Origin of the sequence: Zavarzinella formosa DSM 19928 (assembly GCF_000255705.1) — a bacterium.
GTDB classification, from domain to species: domain Bacteria; phylum Planctomycetota; class Planctomycetia; order Gemmatales; family Gemmataceae; genus Zavarzinella; species Zavarzinella formosa.
In genome coordinates this window covers 223,745-242,690 of sequence record NZ_JH636449.1, presented here as the reverse complement: position 1 = coordinate 242,690, position 18,946 = coordinate 223,745, and the positions used below count along the sequence as shown (strand labels likewise).

The 18,946-nt window shown below is 60.6% G+C and carries 11 protein-coding genes; 5 read left to right on the top strand and 6 right to left on the bottom strand.

What is annotated here, in order from left to right; genetic code table 11:
• The 6 genes from BGIM_RS65270 to BGIM_RS55195 all read right to left on the bottom strand — a co-directional run.
• Positions 1 to 300 (bottom strand): hypothetical protein (locus BGIM_RS65270; protein ID WP_029631701.1); only part of this gene is annotated, 300 nt, incomplete at its 3' end.
• Positions 301 to 529: 229 nt separating this feature from the next.
• Positions 530 to 1,897 carry a DUF1501 domain-containing protein gene (locus BGIM_RS0141225; protein WP_020475455.1) on the bottom strand — a complete coding sequence of 456 codons (1,368 nt, stop codon included), beginning with the start codon at positions 1,895 to 1,897 and terminating at the stop codon, positions 530 to 532.
• A gap of 198 nt (positions 1,898 to 2,095) precedes the next feature.
• Positions 2,096 to 5,644 (bottom strand): PAS domain S-box protein, encoded by a 3,549-nt coding sequence (locus BGIM_RS59220; RefSeq protein WP_020475454.1) that lies wholly within the window; start codon positions 5,642 to 5,644, stop codon positions 2,096 to 2,098.
• A gap of 4 nt (positions 5,645 to 5,648) precedes the next feature.
• On the bottom strand, positions 5,649 to 6,122 hold the full coding sequence (locus BGIM_RS55200; RefSeq protein ID WP_020475453.1) for a response regulator: 474 nt from the start codon (positions 6,120 to 6,122) through the stop codon (positions 5,649 to 5,651).
• Positions 6,115 to 9,879 carry a PAS domain S-box protein gene (locus BGIM_RS0141210; protein WP_020475452.1) on the bottom strand — a complete coding sequence of 1,255 codons (3,765 nt, stop codon included), beginning with the start codon at positions 9,877 to 9,879 and terminating at the stop codon, positions 6,115 to 6,117. Before BGIM_RS0141210 ends, BGIM_RS55200 begins: the two co-directional genes overlap by 8 nt.
• A 155-nt stretch (positions 9,880 to 10,034) precedes the next feature.
• Complete coding sequence (locus tag BGIM_RS55195; protein WP_020475451.1) at positions 10,035 to 13,109, bottom strand: PQQ-dependent sugar dehydrogenase; 3,075 nt, start codon at positions 13,107 to 13,109, stop codon at positions 10,035 to 10,037.
• A gap of 140 nt (positions 13,110 to 13,249) precedes the next feature.
• Here BGIM_RS55195 and BGIM_RS55190 point away from each other — a divergent pair, with 140 nt between their 5' ends.
• From BGIM_RS55190 to BGIM_RS0141175, 5 genes are all read left to right on the top strand, one after another.
• Entirely contained in the window at positions 13,250 to 14,671 is a 1,422-nt protein-coding gene (locus BGIM_RS55190) for a serine hydrolase domain-containing protein (RefSeq protein ID WP_020475450.1), read from the top strand.
• Between the two features lie 508 nt (positions 14,672 to 15,179).
• Complete coding sequence (locus BGIM_RS0141190; RefSeq protein WP_020475448.1) at positions 15,180 to 15,668, top strand: BTB/POZ domain-containing protein; 489 nt, start codon at positions 15,180 to 15,182, stop codon at positions 15,666 to 15,668.
• Positions 15,669 to 15,875: 207 nt separating this feature from the next.
• Positions 15,876 to 16,844 (top strand): zinc ribbon domain-containing protein, encoded by a 969-nt coding sequence (locus BGIM_RS59215; protein WP_020475447.1) that lies wholly within the window; start codon positions 15,876 to 15,878, stop codon positions 16,842 to 16,844.
• A gap of 172 nt (positions 16,845 to 17,016) precedes the next feature.
• On the top strand, positions 17,017 to 18,525 hold the full coding sequence (locus tag BGIM_RS0141180; protein ID WP_020475446.1) for an FAD-binding protein: 1,509 nt from the start codon (positions 17,017 to 17,019) through the stop codon (positions 18,523 to 18,525).
• A gap of 70 nt (positions 18,526 to 18,595) precedes the next feature.
• Positions 18,596 to 18,946 (top strand): hypothetical protein, encoded by a 351-nt coding sequence (locus tag BGIM_RS0141175; RefSeq protein ID WP_020475445.1) that lies wholly within the window; start codon positions 18,596 to 18,598, stop codon positions 18,944 to 18,946.

Below are 18,946 nucleotides of genomic sequence, written 5' to 3'. Positions count from 1 at the left end.
CAGCGTCTGGTCGATGATGAACACGAAGCGGCCCCCCGCCGGCTCCAACGCCAGCATCCGGTCCCGCACCAGAGCCAGCGGCGGCCGTTGGCGAAGGCCCTTGCGGCCGAGAAACCGGCTGATCTGGGCGCGATGACGCGGCTCCGAGGCCACCGACCCCGAGGCTTGCGAGGCGCTCATGCGCCCCCAATGCAAACAAAACGCCGCCACGCAACGAATCACCAGGCCGAGCGCCCGGGGACTCAGGCCGGCCGGACGAAGAAACTGTTTGATTCCGGGGAGTCCTTCTTGCACAATCATGACCGAGACTCCTTCCGGTTGGTGATCACCCGGCCTCACGGCCCAACCGATCCGGCCGGGGGAGTCTCGTTTTTCTATCCCGGCCCACTCTCCTCAGCAAAAAGCGCAACTTCAAAACGCGCCAGCGAGGGAACCGCGATTTCCGCCTGTTCAACACGTTGCCGACGGGCGATGGCCGAGTTCGTTTCGACCACATTGGTCGACACACCAAGCAGAACTCCGCTCTCAATCACAACAACCCTTTGATTGCCTCTCCTTCGGACAACGGATATGGCCGGCCCTCGGTCGTCAGATAGCTGTTTTGTTGCGGGTCGTAGCCCAGCGCCTCGAACACGGTTGCGTGAATGTCGGCCGGGGAGACGGGGTGTGATTTTGGCACGGCCCCGGTGCGGTCCGATTCGCCGATGATCTGGCCGCCGCGAATGCCGCCGCCCGCTATCACCACGGAGTAACACTGTGACCAGTGATCGCGGCCCGCCTCGGCGTTGATGATCGGCGTCCGGCCGAAATCGCTCATCCACAACACCAGCGTGGTGTCCAGCATCCCCCGGTCTTCCAAGTCTTCCAGCAATGCGGAAAACGCCAGTTCCATCGGCGGCACCAGCGTTGTTTTCATCCGATTGAAGTTGTCCTTGTGCGTGTCCCAAATGATGCTTCGGCCGTTCATCGTGCTGACAAACTTCACCCCGGACTCGACCAACCGGCGGGCCAGCAAGTGGGACTGGCCCCAGCGGTGCCGGCCGTAACGGTCGCGGACCTTTGCCGGTTCTTGGGAGAGATCAAACGCTTTTTGCACTTGCGGCGAAGTAATCATCGAAAAGGCATTGTCTTGGTTGAGGCCGTGTTCGGCGTTGACGGCCTCCGTCTTTTTCTTGGATCGGCCATCAAGGCGGCCCAACAACGACCGGCGTTCGCCCAACCGCGAAGGGGTCATGTCCGGGTCGAGGCTGACGTTGGGCAACCGGAAGTTCGGGGTGTTCGGGTCGGTGTTCAACACGAGCGGATCGTGCTTTGCCCCGAGGCAGCCGCCATATTGGCCGGGGGTGATGTACACCGTTGAATCACACGAGGGTTCCGGGGTGATGACATACGGCGGCAGCGGGCTGTTGTAACCATCCCGGCGGGCCAGCCAGCCGACCAGCGTGCCGAAACTCGGCAGGTCGGCCCGCGTCGGGTTAATCAGGGTGCTGTCCTTCGCATACGGCCGGCCGACAATCGACCAATACATGCCCCCGTTGTGGCTGCTGTGGCCGTGATGAACCGAGCGGATGATCGAAAACTTGTCCGCATGGCGGGTCATGTGCGGCATCAGTTCGGAGATTTGAATCCCCGGCACATTGGTGGCGACCGGCTTGAACAACCCGCGAATGTTCTCCGGGGCGTCCGGCTTCATGTCCCAAAGATCGGTGTGGCTGGGGGCGCCACAATTGTAAATCATGATGACCGATTTGGCCTTGCCCCGCCCGTGCGTCGCGGAGGCGGTTCCGGCCCGCAGCCAGTCCGCGACGAAGAGGGACAACGCCCCGGCGCCGCCGGCTTGAAGAAACTGCCGACGGCCCAACCGGGGACCGGGATCGGTCGAACAAAGCGGAATCATGCGGGCTGACCTGTGCCGGGCGAAGGTATGCTAATGCGGATACTGGCGGGGCGGCGGGAACGGCAGAGGGAGGGAACGATACCGGCCGTTTGTTGGCGCCGAATCGGTGGAGAGCCTTGCAATCAACACCCACGACGATTTTGCCAGACTTTGGAGCCGGTGTCAATGCGCGGGCGGGAAGTTTCCTTCCGCCGTTCTTCAACGGCCCGAGTCAAGCAAGGCCCGCACTTTCCGGGCCAGCGTGAGCGGCGTGAACGGCTTTTGAAGGAATGCGTCGGTGGCCTCGCTCACCCCCTGGCGGACGACGGCGTCGTTTGTGTATCCGCTGATGTACATCACCCGCAATTCGGGCCGTTTGGTTCGCAGGGTGTCGGCCAGTTCCCGGCCCCCCATCTCCGGCATCACCACATCCGTCACCAGCAAATGGATCACCCCGGCGTGCTGGTCGGCGATCCGGATGGCCTCGGCCCCCCGCGCGGCTTCCAAGACCTTGTATCCCTGAAAAGCGAGGGCTGTTGCGGAGAGCTTTCGCACGGCGTCCTCATCCTCCACGAGCAACACCGTTTCCACGCCGCGGGTCGGCGGGGCCGGCCCCGTCTCGGCCTGGCCGGCCCCCGCGTCGGGCGCGGCGGGGAACAACAACTCGAACCGGGTTCCGACACCAACTTCGCTGAAGACGGCGACATGCCCGCCGGACTGTTTGATGATTCCGTACACCGTGGCCAGTCCCAACCCGGTTCCCTTGCCCACTCCCTTGGTGGTGAAAAACGGCTCGAAGATTTTGGCCCGCACTTCGTCCGTCATCCCGGTTCCGGTGTCCGACACCGCCATCCGCACATACGGCCCCGGCAGGCATTCGGGATAATTGGGCAATTCCTCCGCCATCAATTTCGTGTTTTTGGTTTCGATGGTCAGGCGTCCGCCCCCCGGCATCGCATCGCGGGCGTTCACCGCCAGATTCATGATGACTTGTTCGACGAGGCCGGGGTCCGCCTTTATCCGGTGCAGCCTGGCGGCCAGATGAGTGGTGAATTTGATATCCTCCCCGATCAGGCGTCGAAGCAGCTTTCCAATCGAGTCCACCACGTCGTTGAGATCGAGAATCTTCGGCTCGATGATCGTCTTGCGGCTGAACGCCAGCAATTGGGCGGTCAGCCCGGCCGCCCGTTCGCCCGCCTCCCGGATTTCCAGCAGCGTGGGGCGGAGCGCGTCCGAGGCCGGGTCATCCAGCAAGATTTCACTGTACCCGTTGATGATGGTGAGGAGGTTGTTGAAATCGTGCGCCACCCCGCCCGCCAACTGGCCGACGGCCTCCATTTTCTGGGACTGCCGGAACTGATCCTCCATCTTCCGGCGGTCGCTCACGTCGGTCTGGACCGCGATGAAGTGGCTCAGGCGGTCGCCATCCATCACGGGGGCAATGGCCAGGTTGTTCCAAAACGGCGTTCCGTCCTTCCGGTAATTGAGCAATTCGGTGGTGACGGGCCGACGGGCGTCAATGGCCGCCCGAATCGCCCTCACCGTCTCCCGATCGGTGTCGCGGCCTTGCAGGAACCGACAATTCCGACCGAGCATTTCCTCCGATTTGTACCCGGTCAGCCGCTCGCACGAGGGGCTGACGTAGATGATCGGGTTGTCCGGCTGGTTGGGATCGGTGATCAGGATTCCCTGCGAAACCGCCTGAATCGCCCGGTCCCGAAGCCGCAGTTCCAGTTCGGCCCGCTTGATGTCCGAGACATCCCGCGAAATGCCGACGAGGCCGATGATTTCCCCGGCCGGGTTTCGATGCGGCGCCTTGGTGACCAGATACGTCCGGGTGATCCCGGCGGCGGTCAGCTCTTCCTCGGAGGTGTTGGGGATTCCCGACTCCATGATGGCACGATCTTTCGCCATCACGGACCGGGCGCTGGCCGGCTCGAAGATATGGTCGTCGGTCCTGCCCAGCACTTCCCCGACCGGCTTCCCGACGAACCGGGCGGCGGCGGGATTAAACAACAGATAGCGACCTTCCCGGTCTTTGACGAAGACGGCCTCCGTCGTGCTTTCCGCGACGGCGTGGAGCAATTCGCTCGACTGGCGGACCAGTTCCTCGGCCCGCTTTTGTTCGTTGATGTCCGTCCAGGTGCCGACCCACTTGTCCACGCGGCCGTCCGGTCCCTTGAGAGGCACGCCTTGGGACAGATACCAGCGATATTCCCCGGCCGGGCATTGCATCCGATATTCGTTCCGGCAAGGGGTGCCGGCCCTCACGGACGCCTCCCATTCCTCCAGGACGCTTTCCTTGTCATCGGGATGAACAAATCGCAGCCATCCCCGTCCCCGGATCTCTTCTTCGGTTGTCCGCAGTTGCGTCAGTCCTCGTTGGTTCAGATACAGGGCCATTCCGTTGGCGTCGGTGATCCACATCTTGTGCGGCAGCGTGTCCACCAGCATCCGGAACCGGGTCTCGCTGGCCCGCAGCGCCTCTTCGGCGACTTTTTGATCGTGGATGTCGGTGCTGGTGCCATACCAGCCGACGACTTTTCCATCCGGCCCGCGACTGACCACTTGCCGGGTGATGTGCCAGCGGTATTCGCCATCCGCCCGCCGGATGCGGAACTCCAGCATCCGGGGCGTGCCCGACTGAATGATCTCCATCCAGCCCGTCACCGTTTGGGGCAGATCGTCCGGATGAATCACGCTTCCCCAGTTCCAGCCGGTCAACTCGCTCAGCGGCAGGCCGGTGTATTGCGTCGAGCGGGCGTTCAAATGGTCGAGCGCCCCGTCCGGGGTGGCCGTCCAGACAATCTGCGGAATCGCGTCGGCCAGTTCCCGGTATCGCAACTCGCCGGCCCGGAGGGCTTCTTCGTTTCGTTTTCGTTCGATCAATTGGGCGACCAGATCGGCCACCCCGGCGAGGTGATCGAACATCTCCCGGCGAATGGGGCTGCGGGAAAACATCGCCAAAACGCCGACCAGACGATCCTCGACGATCAGCGGATACCCGGCAAAACCGACCACCCCTTCCTGTTTCGCCCAGTCGCGGTCGCTCACCTCCGGGTCGTCCGCGACGGAGTTGGTCAGCGCCGCCTGCCGGGAACAGGCGATCCGGCCGATCTTGAGTTCTCCGAGCGGGATACGGGCGTGGGGTCCGTCCGTGTGCGTGTACAATCCCCGGCTGCACTGTAATTCCAACGTCTGCTCCGCCTCGTTGAGCGTCCAGACGCGGGCAAAGAGAACGCCCACCTGCCGGACCAGTGCCTCGCAACAATCCCCGAGGATGGTGCGGATGTCCCCGGTGCGGGCCACCACGGTGGCGATGGCCGCCCGCACGGCAATCGCCTTGGCCTGATCGGCCAAAGCGGCCCTGGCTTGTTCCTCCGCCTGACGAAGCCGGTGCTGTTCCACGGCCTGCCGGACGGCCTGGCCGAGTCGGCCGAGCCGGTCCTTCAGCAGGTAGTCGGTCGCCCCCATCCTCATCGCCTCGACGGCCGTGTCCTCCCCGATTGAACCGGACACGATCACGAACGGCAGGTGCGGCTCGCGGTCCCGCAGCAATTTCAACGCGCGCGGGGCGTTGAACTGGGGCAGGCTGTAATCGCACAGGATGATATCGGGGGGCGATTCCAGGCTGGCCAGAAAATCCTGTTCTGTTTCGACCCGTGAGGGGGGCGTGGCGATGCCGGCCTGCCGCAGGGCGTGCGACACGAGGCGAAAATCGGCCGGATTATCTTCGACCACCAGAATTCGGAGAGACGAGTCTGACACGATCTTAACCTTCCGAGGGCGACAACCGGCGCCCGTCGGGGGGCGGCGGCTGGTTCAACAAAAGCCAATAGTAACCAAGCTGGCGGACCGCGTCGGTAAACTGCTCGAAGTCCACGGGCTTGACAATGTAACTGTTGACCCCCAGTTTGTAGCTTTCGACCACGTCATTTTCCTCCTTGGACGAGGTCATGATGACCACCGGGATCATCTGTGTCCGGGGATCTCCCTTGATGCGGGCCAGAACCTCGATTCCGTCCACCAGGGGGAGTTTTAAGTCGAGCAAGATCATTCTCGGGCCGTCCTCGATCCGGCGGCTGGCGTAGCGATCCGTGCAGAAGATGAATTCCAGCGCCTCGGCCCCGTCCCGCACCACCTGAACACGGTTGGCCAGATTGTGCTTCTGGAAGGCCCGCAGGGCGAGCTTCACATCGTTCGGGTTGTCCTCAACCAGCAGGATTTCAACAGCGGCGTCAGCCATGATGCGATTCTCCCGGTGAAGGCAGGGTGAAGAAAAACGTCGCGCCCCTGTCCGGCTCGGCCTCGGCCCAGACCCGGCCGCCGTGCCGATGGATGATTCGCTGGACGATGGCCAGGCCGACCCCCGTGCCCTCGTAATCCTCCGAGCGATGGAGGCGCTGGAACACGCCGAACAATTTGTGAACGTATCGCATGTCGAAACCCACGCCGTTGTCCCGCACAAAATAAGCGGCCGCCCCGGCTTCGGAACGGAATCCAACTTCGATCAAGGCGGGGTCGCGCTTGCCCGAGTATTTCAGGGCGTTGGCCAGCAAATTCATCCAAACTTGTTTGAGCAGGGACGCGTCACCATGACACGGGGGAAGATCGCCGAGATTAAATTCCACCCGTCGAGCCTGAATGCTCGATTGTAACTCATCCAGACAGCGGCGCACAAGGTCCAGCGTGGAGAAGGTTTCTTTCCGAACCGGCTGGCGGCTGAGGCGGGAGAACGCAAGCAAGTCGTCCACCAGCCGGCCCATTTGCTGGGTGTTCGACCGGACATCTTGCAGGTATTCCTGCGCCTCCGGCGGAAGTTGCGGCCCGTAATCCTCCACGACGATGCGGGAAAACCCGTCGATGGCCCGCAGCGGCGCCCGGAGGTCGTGGGAGACGGAATAGGAAAACGCCTCCAGTTCCTTGTTGGCCGCCTCCAGTTCCTCCGTCCGCAACCGGACCCGCTCCTCCAGTTCGGCGTTGAGCCGGAGAATTTCGCTTTCCGCATGCTTGCGTTCGGTCACGTCCACCGACAGCCCGACCACGCCGACAATCTGGCCGGTCTCGTCCCGGTACGGCACTTTTTCCGTCTCCAGCCATCGTGTCCCGGCGGCCGTTTCCAGCGGCTCCAGTTTGCTTCGCATCGAACGCCCGGTGGCCATGATCTCTTCTTCGTCCGCGATATAACGGGCGGCGTGCGGCGAGCCGACTTCCGCGTCCGTTTTCCCTTCGATGGCCTCTCGGGGAAACCCCACGAGCCGGACCAGCTCTTGGTTCACGCGGATGATCCGATGTGCGCGGTCTTTGAAAAAGATCAGCGCCGGAACCGTGTCGAGAATCAGTTGCAACTCGGTTCGCTGGCGTTCCAATTCCCGCTCGGCCAGTTTGCGGGCCGAGATGTCGATGGTGAGAATGAACACCCCGTCCGGCGATGGCTGAATGCTGAGTTCAAACCAGGCCGATGAACCGTCGGCATAGGCGAAGAGATTCTCCATCTGGGCGGACGACCGCTCTTTCATGCACCGGCCGATCACGGCGAAAACTTCGGTGTTTTCAATGCCGGGATAGGCTTCCATCAAGGTCTTGCCGACCAGTTCTTCCCGGCTCTTGCGTCCGTGCCGGACCGTCATGTCGTTGACATACACATACCGCCAGTCGTAACCGATGATCTGGCAGCCTTCGAGCATCTCGTCCAGCGTCCGCTGATAGCGAAGTTCGCTGGCCCGCAGTTCTTCCTCAGCCCGCTTGCGTTCGGTGATGTCCTGGACGGCCCCGGTCATCCGCAGCGGCTGTCCCGCCGGATCAAAGAAAATCTCGGCCCGCCCGGCCAGCACGCGGGTTTCCCCGTTGTCCGCCCGAATGATCCGATGCTCGACCTCGTAGGGATGCCGTTCCGAAATAGAACGTTGGGCGACCTCGACGATCTTTTCCCGGTCATCCGGGTGAACCCTCTCAAACAAGAGATCATTGGTCGGGACGACCTCTCCCGGCACATACCCCAATAACCGATACACCTCGTCCGACCACCAAAGAGTGCCGGTGTTGCTGTTGTCGCGACGCCGAAAATCGTACTCCCATGCCCCCAGACGCGCCAGTTGCCCGGCTTGCGCGAGGATCGACTGCGTGCGGTGAGTTTCCTCCTCGGCCCGCTTTCGTTCGGTGACATCGCGGTAATTGGTCACGATGCCGCCGACCGCCGGATCGTGCAGCAGATTGGTGGCGACCCCCTCCAGCCAGAGCCAGCGGCCGTCCTTGTGGCGGCGCCTCCAAGTCACCGGGACGGGCCGGCCCGGATTGTCCATGAGCTGGCCGACGACTTGCCGCACCAGCGGGATGTCGTCGGGGTGGGTGTTCTCGATGCCGTTTCGCCCCGCCAGTTCCTCGGCCGTGTAACCTTCCACCGCCGCCACGGAGGGGCTTAGGTAAAGGATGTTGTTGTCCGCGTCGATGAGTGAAATGCTGTCGGTGCCGTGCTCAAGCATGGCGCGGAACCGGCGTTCGCTGAACCGCAGCCCTTCCTCGGCCCGTTTGCGTTCGGTGATGTCCTGCACCTGCCCGACATACCGCACCGGCCGGCCGTTTTCATCCCGCATCAAACTAACGCTGGTCAACGCCCACAGAACCCGCCCGTCCTTGTGGATGTACCGTTTTTGCATTTCAAAGGACTGGCTTTCCCCGGCCAGCAGCGGCTCTCGGCGGGCGTGGCTTTCCGCAAGGTCGTCCGGATGCGTGATGGCCGGCATCGAGAGGGAGAGCATCTCCTGTTCCGTGTAACCGAACATCCGGGCGAAGGCCGCATTGACCCGGACAAATTGATGGGAAATGTCCGTCAGGACCATCGCGACGTTCGTGTGGTCAAACGCATTGCGGAACAATTCCTCGCTCGCCCGACGGGCCTCCTCGGCCCGCTTGCTTTCCGTGATGTCCTGCCAGGTTCCCAAAATGCCGATGACGGTTCCCTGTTCGTCGTGCATCGGCACTTTGTTGGTATTCAGCCAGATCGTCCGGCCGTCGGAGAGGCTCATCTGTTCAATGATGTCAAACCGGGGTTTGTCCGACTCCATCACCTCCCGGTCCTTGCGGATGAACTGGGCAGATTGCTCCGGCGTGATGGAGGAAAGATCCTCATTGGAACACCCGGCGATATCCTCCGGCTTGGCCAACCCCATCGCCTTGGCCACCACCAGATTGCATCCCAGATAGCGAGAATCTCTGTCTTTCCAGAAAACACCCTGCGGAATGTTATCCAGCACCAGTTTCAGCATTGCCCGAGAGCGAATGATTTCTTCTTGTGATTGTTTGCTCTCGGTGATGTCCCGATTGGTTTCCAGCACATACGGCCGGGCGGCGTCGCGGACCAAGACCATCCGGGATTCCACGATGATTTGCCGGCCGTCGCGGGTGGTATGTTCGAGTTCGCCTTCCCAAAACCCTTCTTTCGCCAAAGTGTTTGTGATGACGGCGACACCGCCCCGGTTCTTGGTTTTCATCAATTCGTGGCTGATCCGTCCCTTGGCTTCGGAACGAAGATAGCCGTACAACCGCTCGGCGCCGCGGTTCCACAAGCTGATGCCCCCCTCCCATTCCCATGTCAGCATCGCGTCATCTGTTTGATCGACCAACGCCGCCTGGCGGCGTTGCTTTTCGGCGCTGGCCTCGGCTCTTTGGCGGGCGAAGTCCATCGCCCCCCCGAGCATGGCGATGCCGAAGCCCGTGCTGAGAAAAATAATGACTCCCGTGATCTCCTCCCATCCATCCACGCGGAAAGTGCCTCGCGGCAGGATGAAAAAGTACATGGCGGTCGGGGCGGCCAGAGTGACCGCCAGCATGGCCGGATGGAAGCCTCCGAACCACGCGGTGAACATGATCGCAAAGAAGTAGGTGGCAAACGGGATTTGAAGGCCTAACACGCCGTCCAGAAGCATGCGGGCGACGGTGGCCAGCACAACGCTGACCACGGCACAACCGTAGCGTAACAGCCATGATTTGGCGGGTTTGGGCATGATTTGTCCCGGCCGAAGAGAAACAGCGACACGATTTTGCCAACATCAAACCAAGCGGGGGCGCGATGTTCCCCCGCGAGGCATCGGTCTCTTCGACAGAGACCGAAATCATCAATCAAACCAACAAGCGACTTCGGCCAAGTGCCTGGCCGCAATTACTTCTTCATCGACTGTATCCATTCCCGAATCAAGGCCAAGCCCGCTTCGTCCACACGATTCGATGCCAGCGGTGGCATCTGGTTCGGCCCGCGCGTGCCGACCCGTTTCACCATCACCGACCGCTCCGGGGAACCGGGGGCGATGAGTTTGGCATCCGCGATGTCAAACGGCGTGTGGATCGGCTTCACATCCAAGATGCGCATTTTGTCCAGCGCCGTCTCAAAGCCGAGTTCCATTTGGGCGTTGCCACCCCCCGCCTCGACATGGCAGGAAGAGCAGTTGGTATGCAGCCACGACTTCGCCCGGCTGGCGAGGTCTTCCTTCGGGTCATACGGGTTGGCGAGGCGGGGCAGGGCCGAGATGTCGGACGTGAGTGTCGTCGTCGCGCTCGGTTCCCGCTGGCCGGGTTGCTGGCCGTTCACCTTCAGATATTCTTCCTTCTCTTTGTCGGAGAGTTTCTTCTCGGTCGCCCGCGCGGCCAGTTGTTCTTTGGTCTTGTCCATCCCGTCGATACCCTTGAACAAACGCAAATGTTCCAAGACGCGGAGTTGGTTGTCGGTGCAGGTTCCGTAATCGTGCGTCTTGTTCATTTGAATCGATGACAGCCCGAGGACGAAGTTCGCCGCCCGGCTGTGGCAGGCCATGCACTCGGCCCGGCTCGGGTAATGCCACGATTGCTCGCGCATCCCGCCGGGGGTCTTCACCGTGAATTTTTCATCGGCCCCGCCCGAGGCGACCAGTTCGGCGTCTGTCCCGGCTTCGTTCCACTTGTAACTGTAGCCGAACCACTCGCCTTGCTGCCGGGTGAAGAACCGGGTTTCGATCCAGCGCCGGGTCGCCGGGTTTCCTTCCTCTTTTTCGAGAGCGAAGCTCTTTACGATCACCGTCTTGTCCGGGAAACTCCAGCTTCCCTTGGCCTTGTGTTCGATCATCTCATTGCCTGGCAACGCGAGGAATCGCTCTTTGTGCATCCCGTCGGACCAGAACGGGGCGTTCACGGAATACGGAATCACCCCCGGCTTCATCCGGTGGTCTTTTACGCTCTCGAAGAGGCCGCTGTCGCTCAGCTTTTTCGGGAACGTGTTGAGGTTCGGGTCGGCCTTCGGCATCGGTTCCAGCGTGAACAACCCGCCGGTCGGCGAGTGGTCGCAAATGATGAGTTCGCCCTTGGTGTTTTGGCCGAACGACGTGATCTGAATGCGCGGGCTGGCGAGTTCCTTGTGCCAGACCGGTTTCGTGCCGTCGTGCTTCATCGCCCAAATCCGGCCGGTGGAATAATCGCCGTAGAGATAGGCTCCGTCCAGTTCCGGGAGTTGCTTCCCGTATAACACGATGCCGCCGGTGAGGGAGCGGAATTCCGCGTGCGAATGCTCGATGGCCGGCTTGGAGATCGGCGTCGGCCCGGCTTTCCGCAATGGGTAGAACGGGTGTCCCCCCTCGGTGACGCTCCAGCCGTAGTTCTCTCCCTTGCGGACAAAGTACGCTTGTTCCCACAAGTCCTGGCCGTTGTTGCCAACCCAGATGTGCCCGGTCTTTTCGTCGCAGGTGATCCGCCACGGGTTGCGGAAGCCATAGGCCCATGTCTCCGGGGCAAAGCGGGCGTCGCCAGCAAACGGGTTGTCCTTCGGCACCGAGTATTGCTTCCCGGCCGTGGGGTGGTCGACGTCAATCCGCATCGTCTTGCTCAGCAGCGTATCCGTGCTTTGGCCTTTTTCGTCCGTGTCCGAGTCGGAGGTGCCGTCGCCGCTGGTGACGTACATCATGCCGTCGGTTCCGAAACACACGGCCGCCCCGTTGTGGCCGTCCGATTCCCATTCGAGAATGTTGACGGCCGACTTTTCATCGATGGTTGGCATCGGCCCGGCGGTCATCGTGTAGCGGGTGATTCGGCAAGCTTTCTTCTTGATCTTCCCGGTCTTGTGTTCGCCGTTCCAGCCGACGTACAGGTAATGGTTCTCCGCAAACTTCGGATGGAAGCAGGCATCATAAACGGTACCACTACCGGGGGTGTCGAGAAGTTTCACGGCATCGGCCGTTTTCACGGCCGGGTCGTCTTTGAGCCGGGAAATGACGGTGACACCCCACGGGCGATTTTCGGAGATGATGAGCAACTGATCCGTGCCGGGGATGGCTTTCGCCAAAATCGGATACGTCGGCGAATAGTCCGGGTACATTCGTTTGGCGAGATACGGCAACGGCGGCTCCGGCGAACCGACCACCGTGGACGAATTGACCGGAACCCGCGTGGCGATGCCATACGGCTGGTTCGTCACCGTCTTCGGGCCGATGAACTTCAGGGCCGGGTAATCTTCAATTTGATGAAAGTAGGCGCCCAATCGGCGTTCCTTGATCGGCACGATGGTGCTGAGTTCGTCCGGCTTGCCCTTGTCGTAGTTGCAGCGCATGAGCCCGAACCGCCACTCTTCCCCCGGCTCCGGTCGGCCGCCGGCCCGCATAAAGTCTGCCCACGGGATGCGCCCTTCGACGCTCCAGCCTTTGTCCACGTCGTCCCGTTTGTTGAGGGTGCCGCGAAGCTGAACTTTCGTCTCGACCCGGAATTCCCCCTTCTTGATGTGGTTGATGATGTCCGGGATGTCCTGCTTCGGGAAGAACGCATCGAACACGGCGTTGGCGGCGTTCACCTCAAATTCAAAGTATCCCGGCTTGTCCGGTCCGGGCCGGAAGAAGAGTTCAAAGGCGTCGTTTTCCCAGATGGCCCCGTCGTGTTCGGTCACGTCGGCGAACAGGTCTTGGTCTTCCATGTCCGCGTGAAAGTAAATGTAATCGCGGTCCCACAACAGCCGGGCCGTGGTTTTGCCCCGCAGCGGCCCGGCCTTGTCGCCGAGCCACGCCTGCCCGAAGTTTTCGATCACCTGGGCGTTCTTCCACGCCGGTTCGTCGGCTTTGCCGTCCAGCACGATGGGGCCGTCCGCCCAGCGACATTCGGCCGGGGCGGGTTCCTTCGGAGCGGCCGCCACTTGGCGGGAAGCCGGGAATTGCAGACCGGCCAGCAAGACTGCCAACGCACCCAGCGACAGCAGACTGACAACGACGTGATGGCGACGAAGCATGAGAACAATTGTCCGTAGAGGCGGGAGAGGCGTGTTGAGTGATTGCGATGATAACCGATCGGCGGGCCGAACGGAACAGGCTACTTTCGGATACCGCTATGATAATCGTCGGCCTCTCCCGCTCCCGCAGGAATTTCATCATGTGCCGATACGGTTTCCTTCTGGCCCTCTGCCTGTTGCCGATGCTGCGGGCCGGGGCGCAAACCCCCGCCGCCCCGCCGGCCAAGTTCGATCTCCCGGCCATCGACGCCTATGTCGCCGGGCAGGTGAAAGCCAAGGGCTTCGTCGGGCTTTCTGTGGCCATCATGCGGGACGGCAAAATCATCTTCGCCAAGGGTTACGGCAGGCGATCCATCGAAAAGGATCTCCCCGTCGAACCGGACACCAGTTTCGCGGTCGGCTCGATCACCAAGCAATTCACCTGCGCCTGTGTGTTCCTTCTGGCGGAGGAGGGAAAGCTCTCCATCGACGACCCGGTGGCCAAATACTTTCCGCACCTGACGCGGGCGAAGGACATCACCATCCGCGACCTGATGAACCATACTTCGGGCTACCCGGATTATTACCCGCTCGACTTTCTGGATCGCCGGATGTTGAAGCCGATTTCCTTCGAGGCGATGTGCAAAGACTATGCGGGAGTCAAGCTCGACTTCAAGCCGGGAACGCGGTTTTCCTACAGCAACACCGGCTATGTCATCCTCGGTGGCATCGTGGAAAAGGTGAGCGGCAAGCCCTTCGGCGAATTTCTGGAAACCCGGATTTTGAAACCGCTGAAATTGGCCCATTCTCGTTTCGGCACGTCAAAAGATCTGCCGCTGGCCGCGACGGGTTACACCTCGTTCGCCTTGGGGGCGCCGGAACCGGCCACCCCGGAGGCCAATGGCTGGATCGACGCCGCCGGGGATTTGTGGGCCTCGGCCTCCGATCTGCTGCGCTGGGATTTGGCCCTCGTCGAGGGCAAGGTGGTGAAGCCCGAATCCTACAAGGCGATGACGACCCCGCGCACTCTTTCCACGGGGAAGATTTCCGATTACGCCTGCGGCCTGGCCATCGGCTCCTTCAACGGCGACACGGTGATTCGCCACACCGGCGGCGTGAGCGGTTTCGTTTCCGGAAACTCGTTCATTCCTCGGTCAAAATCAGGACTGGTGGTGTTGTCGAATGCCGAGCATGTCTCCGCGACCAAGTTGCGGGCCGACCTGTTTGAACTGCTCATCAAAGACATTCAAGAAAGCGAAGCCCCGGCCGTGCCGAAGATCGACGGGCCGAAGCCAAAGGAAGTCGTCCTCGAATTCCTGAAGCAAATGACCGCCGGAAAAGTGGACCGCAACCAACTCGGCGAAGAGTTCAGCGTCTACCTGACCGACGCTCGCATCAAATCCGGCGGCGAACGGCTAAAAGCCCTCGGCGAACCGACCAAAATTGAAGTGGAACCCACCCACGAACGCGGCGGCATGGAAGTCTCCACCGTTAAACTCACTTATAAAACTGCCAAAGTGCGGGCTTCCCTTTACCGCACCCCGGACGGCAAAATCCAGCAGTTGCTCTTCTATGGGGAGTGAGAGAATTCAAGGGCGGATGATTCGCCAAGATAGGTCGTTCGATTCGCCGTCAGCCGGTCCGGTAAGAGCATTTGCCATATTGGGCCATTTTCGATGACCCGATATGTCTGCGCATTTGCCCAAAATCATTAAGCGACCCCCCTGTTTTGCCGGGGTTTTTGAAAAATAGTGTTCAGTTGGCCCACTGTTTTTGACCACTTTTGAGGTGTCCAACTATCCAAAAATGGTTGCCGAAGGAGGGTTTTCGGTGTTTTTCTGCCACTTTTGGGTCGGTTTTTGACCGGTTTAAAATTCGTAAAAGCCGAACCTCTGTAACGCTTTCACGATCCGGCTCTTGATGTTCGTCAGTCCTTCGAGTCCCGGATACCTCAATTCACTTTCGGTTCCGCGAAGCATTATCTTCGATTTTGATCGCGCAACTCGCGGCGAAAATCCGCGTCAGATACCTGATAAATGGTCGCAGCCAACAGGGAACTTCGGTTATTGTGAAACGGGAGGAACAATCAGCATGGATGAATTCCCGGCCGAGATGATGGCAAGAATCTCCGAACAAGCCCGGCCGGTGGTCTGGCGATGGTGGGATGGCCTCACGCCTGCCGAACGCGAGGAGGCGGTGGCCGATTGGGACGAGCGGCGAGAGGCTGGCTTCTTCGCCCCGCTGCCGGGCGATTGTTGGGATCAGATTCCCGTCGTCATCGGCGGCCGGTTCGTCCCGGCCGAGCAATCCCAATTGGTCGGCCCGGAATGGCACGCGGACTACTTTGAATATCTGCTTAGTTACCCGGAATTGCTGCTAAACGAGAAGCGTCCCTTGCGCACTTTCGGGATATGCACCGCCCACCCGGAAGCCCGGTCGGCGTTGGCGTCCGGTTGTATCCCGGCCGGGTTCGTCTGCCCGCTGGCCTCGGCCGAATGCCCCATGCGGCGACTCCTCGCCGGAAGCCCCGGCCAGTCGCTATGCCTGACCGGGCCGGTGATGCTGCCGAAACCGCCGTAATCGCGGGCTAATCCGGTCCATTCAGGATCGGGAGTTTTTGAAGATTTCGGGTGTTTTTGACCAAGCCAATTCAATCTTGATATCAAGTTGGGGTTGTCTCTCGCGACTCCCTGCTCGGCTCCGATTTGCCTGCTACTTCCCGGCGATGGCTTGTGAGACAGCTTGCTTGGAATTCAATCGAACATTGGTCAATTTGAGACCCGCCCAATGACTGTCATGATTCAATGCCCCGCCTGTGAAAACACGTCCAATCTTCCGGATGAACATCTCGGCAAAAAGATTCGGTGCAAGAATTGCCAAAACGTCTTCGTCACCGAAAAACCCAAGGCCAGGGCAAAACCTCCCGAACTTCCAAAAGTCGCTTCCCGAAAAAGCCGCGATGTTGAAGAAGAACTGGAAGAGGAAGACGACGCCCCCCGGATGAAAAAAGCGAAACCGCCCGTCCGGGAGGATGACGACGAAGAGGACATCCCGCGAAAGGGAAAAGCCAAGTCCGCCCTCCGCGAGGATGACGACGAAGAGGAAGAAGAGGAGCGGCCGCGGAAAAAGAAGAAGAAAAAGAAAAAGCAGCAGAGCTCAAACACCGCCCTGTTGATCGGCATCGGCCTGTTGTTCTTTTTGGCGGCATTGGGGGGCGCGTTTTATATGGTGTTCGGCAGCAAGTCGGACATTCCCCAATCAGTTGACGCCAAGGCATCCGAAAAGGCTCTCAATCCCGCGCCTGTCATCCCTCCCCAAGATTTGAAAACCTACACCATTTGGGATCTTCGCATCAAGAACAACTCCTCCGCGCCTTCCGGAAAATCGTTGAACTTCAATTATCAGGATAATCAGAAGCGAGAGGCCGGGTCCGTTATTAACACCTCCTCCTTTGTGATTGTCATCGTTGCCGAAAGCGGCGAAAAGTTCCTGATGTCAAGTTCTTATTCAGAGGGTAACACGATGCATCTCTATGCTTTTGGCATCAAGTCGGGATCCATGTCGATGAAGATCCCGACTGCCCGCCCCGCCGGCAAGTCGAAAAAAGCGCCCGACAAGACCGGCGATCTTCTGGCGGCGATCCCAAACCTGGGCAAGAATCCAAAGGTCTATGTCGCCGAGCGAAAGCAGACATCCGGAAACGATCTTGCCGAGGGGGAGCGAATATCGAACATCGCGGACCTGAAGGTGGAATAATCCTGGCCGGACAAATGAGCGAACGCCCGGTGGGCGTGTGACTGCTTATGATGGCATGAGGGCATGGCGGCGCGACCACGCGACGGGAATTCAGGCGGCGAAACACCGAGCCACTACCAACGTCAGCCTCACAAGCCAAATGAGCCGCCTCTCGCGTGGCGAAGGAGTCGGGATGACCAAGCGCACGAAGCGGCGGGTGTTGGGAGCCTTGTTGGTCGTCGGGTTGATCGTCGTGGCGCTGTTTGGCCGGCCGGCGTTTTACATCGCGCGGGCCATGTGGCGGGACCGGGATGATATCGCGGCCTTGCCGCCGGGCGAGTTGGATGATGTCAGCCGGCTCAATCGGGCGAAGGTGGCCGAGGTGTGGAAGATGCCGGCCGATCCGGTGATGGCCGAGGATCAGTTGCGGGCATTGTTGCGGCGGGCGAAGGCGGAGAAATTGCCAGTTTCCATCGCGGGCGCGCGGCATAGCATGGGGGGCCACGCCATCGCCCCGGATGGGGTCGCCATTCAGATGGCTGGTTTCAACCGCATGGAATTCGACGAGGAATCTGGCTTGCTGACCGTCGGGGCCGGGGCGTTGTGGGCGGATGTGATTCCCTATCTCGACACTCGCGGCCGGTCGGTGGTCGTGATGCAAGCCTACGATTCGTTCACCGTCGGCGGCTCCCTCTCGGTGAACTGTCATGGCTGGCAGGTCGGCAAAGCCCCGTTCGTCTCAACCGTCGAATCCTTCCGGCTGATGAATGCCGAGGGAAACATCCTCACATGCAGCCGGACGGAAAATGCCGATCTGTTTTCGCTGGCGTCCGGCGGTTACGGGTTGTTCGGCGTCATCCTTGATGTCCGGCTCCGGGTTGTGTCCAACGAGCGTTACCGCGTCGAGCGGGCCATCTTCCCGGCCGAGCGCTATGAGACGGAGTTCGCCCGGCGGGTGGAATCCTCCCCGGATGCCGAGATGGCCTTCGGCCGGTTGTGCGTCGTCCCCGGCGAAAAGACTTTTCTGCGCGAGGCCATCCTGACTTCCTTCCACCGCGACCCGGCGCCGGATGGCACATTGCCGCCCCTCAAACGAATCGCGGACGCCGGGTTGCCCCGAGCCATCTTCCGCTCGTCCATCGGCAGTGATTACGGGAAATCGTTGCGATGGGATGTCGAGAAAAACGTCGTCACAGCAATTTTCGGGAGCTATTTCTCCCGCAATCAACTCCTCCATAACGGCGTCGACCGGCTTCAGGAACGCTCTGCCGACCGTGTCGAAATTCTCCATGAATCGTTCGTCCCGAAGGGCCAAGTCCCGGCATTTTTGGATCAACTACGGGCCATCATCCCCCGGCACGACATCGATCTGTTGAACATCACCGTGCGCACTGTCCGCCGAGACGACGACACGATTCTCCGCTACGCCGATGGCGACATGTTCGCCTTCGTTTTCCTGTTCAACCAACCGCTCACCCCGGAGGCCGACACCAAACTAGAAGCGGCCACCCGCGAGATCATCGACGCCACCCTCGCCCTCGGCGGCCGTTATTACCTTCCCTATCGCCTCCACGCCACCCCCGACCAATTCCGCCGAGCCTACCCCGCCTCGGCCCAATTCTTCGAGGGGAAAAAGCGTCACGATCCCACCGGCTTGTTCCAAAACGGCTTCTTCCGGAGATACGGGCTTGGAACGCCGTGATGGAAGTGAATGCCGATAAAATGCGAGTCAAAATACGTCGATGGGTGCCACGCCGATAGCGAGGATCGGGATGCGACAAATCACTATCTGGATCGCGGCCGAAAACTGGGAGGCCGGACATTGGACACCCGACGATGACGCCACAGATGTCATCGTCACTCTTGAGGATGGTTCGCGATGGGTGGCCACGTTTTGCTCCTTTCGGCATATGGAGACAATTCGGCAGAAGTATTCCTCAACCGGTGAATGTCTCCACGGCAAGTATTTTTGGTTATCGGACCTCATTTTGATCGATGACACTTCACGCCGAAGCATCGAAGTGGTCGTCGAGAATCTGCTTGCCTCGGGAGAATTCGCGGAAGCGTTTGAGCGGGCGCCCGCGAATGATGAGACGCCGACCATAACAAAAAACCGAACTTAA

Excerpts from the sequence above, each read along its gene's own strand:
- BGIM_RS0141190 (WP_020475448.1), top strand. The coding sequence starts at position 15,180 with ATGGATGAATTCCCGGCCGAGATGATGGCAAGAATCTCCGAACAAGCC.
- BGIM_RS55195 (WP_020475451.1), bottom strand. The coding sequence starts at position 13,109 with ATGCTTCGTCGCCATCACGTCGTTGTCAGTCTGCTGTCGCTGGGTGCG.
- BGIM_RS55200 (WP_020475453.1), bottom strand. The coding sequence starts at position 6,122 with ATGGCTGACGCCGCTGTTGAAATCCTGCTGGTTGAGGACAACCCGAAC.
- BGIM_RS0141210 (WP_020475452.1), bottom strand. The coding sequence starts at position 9,879 with ATGCCCAAACCCGCCAAATCATGGCTGTTACGCTACGGTTGTGCCGTG.
- BGIM_RS59215 (WP_020475447.1), top strand. The coding sequence starts at position 15,876 with ATGACTGTCATGATTCAATGCCCCGCCTGTGAAAACACGTCCAATCTT.
- BGIM_RS0141180 (WP_020475446.1), top strand. The coding sequence starts at position 17,017 with ATGACCAAGCGCACGAAGCGGCGGGTGTTGGGAGCCTTGTTGGTCGTC.
- BGIM_RS0141175 (WP_020475445.1), top strand. The coding sequence starts at position 18,596 with ATGCGACAAATCACTATCTGGATCGCGGCCGAAAACTGGGAGGCCGGA.
- BGIM_RS0141225 (WP_020475455.1), bottom strand. The coding sequence starts at position 1,897 with ATGATTCCGCTTTGTTCGACCGATCCCGGTCCCCGGTTGGGCCGTCGG.
- BGIM_RS55190 (WP_020475450.1), top strand. The coding sequence starts at position 13,250 with ATGTGCCGATACGGTTTCCTTCTGGCCCTCTGCCTGTTGCCGATGCTG.